The organism is Acidovorax cavernicola, assembly GCF_003581445.1.
In genome coordinates this window covers 1-3570 of the sequence record NZ_QXMN01000105.1, presented here as the reverse complement: position 1 = coordinate 3570, position 3570 = coordinate 1, and the positions used below count along the sequence as shown (strand labels likewise).

At 68.5% G+C, this 3570-nt stretch carries 3 protein-coding genes and 1 tRNA gene; 2 read left to right on the top strand and 2 right to left on the bottom strand.

Annotation, left to right across the window (positions count from 1 at the left end):
- Nucleotides 1-12 precede the first annotated feature (12 nt).
- Complete coding sequence (selB, locus tag D3H34_RS31100; protein ID WP_119558688.1) at nt 13-1947, top strand: selenocysteine-specific translation elongation factor; 1935 nt, start codon at nt 13-15, stop codon at nt 1945-1947.
- Between the two features lie 39 nt (nt 1948-1986).
- A tRNA-Sec gene (locus D3H34_RS31095) sits at nt 1987-2079 on the top strand.
- Nucleotides 2080-2086: 7 nt separating this feature from the next.
- Here D3H34_RS31095 and D3H34_RS31090 read toward each other — a convergent pair.
- Nucleotides 2087-2659, bottom strand: coding sequence for a hypothetical protein (locus D3H34_RS31090; protein ID WP_147400536.1), 573 nt, complete (start codon nt 2657-2659; stop codon nt 2087-2089).
- Nucleotides 2660-2722: 63 nt separating this feature from the next.
- Nucleotides 2723-3570 (bottom strand): hypothetical protein (locus D3H34_RS31085; RefSeq protein WP_205736843.1); only part of this gene is annotated, 848 nt, incomplete at its 5' end.

Sequence of the window (3570 nt, the reverse complement as noted above, 5' to 3'; positions counted from 1 at the left end):
CTCAAGTCATTCATGATCATCGGTACCGCAGGCCATATCGACCATGGCAAGACCACGCTGGTGCGCGCGCTCACGGGCGTGGATACCGACCGGCTCAAGGAAGAGAAGGCGCGCGGCATCTCGATCGCGCTGGGCTATGCCTATGCACCGCTGCCCAACGGCGATGTGCTGGGCATCATCGACGTGCCTGGCCATGAGAAGTTCGTGCACACCATGGCCGCGGGCGCGGTCGGCATAGACCATGCGCTGCTGGTCGTGGCCGCCGACGACGGCGTCATGCCGCAGACGCGTGAGCATCTCGACATCCTGCAACTGCTGGGTGTGACCCAGGCCAGCATCGCGCTGACCAAGGTCGACCGCGCGGGCCCGGCGCAGATCGCGCAGGCGCGCGCCCAGTTGGCCGCGCTGCTCGCCCCCACGCCGCTCGCCGGCGCGGTGCTTTTCGAAACCGCTGCCGCGCTGCCCGGCGATCCAGGAATCGCCGCACTGCGCAGCCATCTGGAAACGCTGGCCCAGCAGATGCCCGCACGCCCGCAGGGCGGCCTGTTCCGCCTGGCCGTGGACCGCAGCTTCAGCCTCGCCGGCCAGGGCACGGTGGTCACGGGCACGGTCTTCGGCGGCGCCGTGACCACCGGCGACAGCCTGGTGCACTCGCGCAGCGGCCAGACGCTGCGCTTGCGCAGCATCCATGCGCAGAACCAGGCCAGCGACCGCGGCGTGGCCGGGCAGCGCTGCGCGCTCAATCTCGCCGGCCTGGGCAAGGACGAAATCCAGCGCGGCGACTGGATCGCCGACGGCGCGCTGCTGCAGGCCACCGACCGCATCGACGTGCAGCTGCAGCTGCTGGCCTCGGCGCCCGAAATCCGCCAGTGGACGCCCGTGCACCTGCACCTGGGCACGGCGCATTGCACGGCCCATGTGGCGCTGCTCGACGGCGAGCGCATCGAGCCCGGCAGCCAGGTGCGCGCCCAGCTGGTGCTCGAAGCACCGGTGTTCTGCCTGCCCGGCGACCGCCTGATCCTGCGCAACGCCCAGGCCAGCCGCACGATCGCGGGCGGCGTGGTGACCGACCCCTATGCGCCCGCGCGCAAGCGCCGCAGCGCCGAACGCCAGGCCTGTCTGCAGGCGCTCGATGCGCTGATCGCCACGGGCAGCGCCAGCGACCTGCTGGCGCAATCGCCGCAGGGCTTGCCGCTGTCGCAGCTGGTCCGGCTGTCGGGCCGGCACTGGCCGGCGCAGGACCTGCCCGCCGACTGCCTGCAACTGCCGCTGGGCACGGATACGCTGCTGCTGTCCGCAGCGCGCTGGCAGCAGCTGCGCGCCCAGGTGCTGGCCACGCTCGCGCAATTCCACGAGAAGCACGCCGACGAGCCCGGCCTCAACGCCGCACGCCTGCGCCGCATGGCCTGGCCCGGGCTGGTGCAAGGCGCGCACGACGCGCTGTGGCGCGGACTGATCGACGGCCTGCTGCGCGACGCACATCTGGTCGCCAGCGGCGCATGGCTGCATCTGCCGGGCCATTCGGTGGAATTGAGCGCTCAGGAGCAGATGCTTGCCGAACGCCTTTCACCATTGCTCGATGAAGGCCGCTACGACCCGCCCTGGGTGCGCGATCTCGCGGCCGCGACCGGCGCGGGCGAAGACAGCGTGCGCCAGCTGCTGCGCAAGCTCACGCGCCGCGGCCAGGTGTTCCAGGTGGTCAAGGACCTGTTCTACAGCGCCACGCGCATGCAGGAACTCGCGCACCAGGTGCAGACGCTGGCCGCGGGCCATGCCCGGGCCGAAGTCGAAGCGCGCGCCTTCCGCGACGCCACCGGGCTGGGCCGCAAGCGCGCGGTCCAGATCCTCGAGTTCTTCGACCGCGTGGGCTATACGCGCCGCCTGCGCGACGCCCACCTGCTGCGCCCCGACGCCCACTGGCAAGGTCCGGGAGCGCCGTTACAATAACCACGCCTGCCCGCTTCCCAGACGAAGGCGGGCATGACTGGAAGGCATGCACACCCGGTGGTGTGGCCGGGCTTCAAACCCGGTGAGGGGCGTCAGCCGCTCCTGGGTAGGTTCGACTCCTGCTGCTTTCCGCCCGTTTTCACCAGCTGAAGCAGGCGCCCACGCGCGCGCAGGCCGACGACCGCCCCGAGGTCGTGGCCGCCACGCCCATGGACACCACGGTGCGGCGCGTTTCCGTGTTGGCGACCAGGCGGTTGAAGCTGAAGCCCAGCGCCGTCTGGCCGTTGTACGTCGCGACACCGCCGGTCACGGCGCTGGTGGACTTGGGCGCGAACGACACCGGCTGGCTCAGTGCCATCGCCATGGCCACGCCGCCCGACAGCTTCTTTTCCACGGCATTGATTTTCTGCTCCAGCTGCAGCACGCGGCCTTCGACGCCGTCGATGCGCGCGCCCAGCGGCGCCACGGCCGCATCGACCACGGTGTGGACCTGGCCCACATTGGCCGCATCGGTGGCGGCCAGGCCTTCGGCGACGCCGCTGACCACCACCGCCGCGCCCGTCTGCGCATCGGCGAACGCCGCGCCGTCGTCATCGAGTCGCAGGTTCGTCGAATGCAGGCCGCCCGAAAGAACCAGCTTGTCTTCTTCGACCAGCACGCCATGGGTATTGCCCAGATGGTTGGTCAGGACCAGCGCAGCCTGGGGCTTCACTGCCGGGCCTTGCGCCATCACCAGGGCGTCATGCGCGGCCAGGGCGACATGTTTGCTTGAGGCCTATGCGGTGACAACAGCGCTTGCGGGAGATGTTGGCACCTGCGGCGCAGCCGTGCGCCGGGCCAGAAGATTGTTCAGGGCGCCGTGGTCCAGACTGCGGCGCACAGGCGTGGGGCTGGGCTCGGGGCTGCGCTTCGACGCGGCGCCAATGGCCGCCGCCTGCCCGGCCGGACTGAACAGGGGAATGCCCTCCATGACCTTCATCCTGTCCCTGGACAGCCGACCGATCTTCGGCGCGCCGGGCTCCAGATCGGCCGAGGTTTCGGCGCCTGCGGCCAGAAAGCGGTCGCGATCGGCGAGAAACTGTTGCTGACGCGCAGAGCCGGCGTCGCCAGCGTGCGCCGGTGTCAGGGCAATGGGGTGCGCCAGGCGCTGCGCATGGGCCTGCTTCACCATTTCGCTGATTTTCAGTTCCTGGATCTTGCCCTCGGCATTCATTCGCTTGAGCTTTTCCGCCGTGCCGCCGAAAGCCTGATCGAGCTTGTGTTTCACGGATTCATATTTGGCCCAGTCCAGTTTCCTGGGGGCATTGGCGTTGGCCGGCGTCTCGGGAACTTCGCCGGCATGCGCCAGGCTTGAAGCCATGAGGCAGGCGGCGGTCATCACCAACGTCCATTGGCTCTTGTGGAAAGGAAGTACTTTTGATTTTTTCATGACCAGAGTTTTCGAATGGCAGGAAACACGCATCCCCGCACCGGGCCAGTCCCTGGAGACAGCTCGGCTGTGCAGGCAATTGATTGCACAAATGTATGTAACCAATAATTCAAATAGACTCCAACTATCGAAAGATTTTTTACGCCCCCTCATGCAGGCGAACGCCGCCGCGTGCTTCGGCGCGCGGACAACGC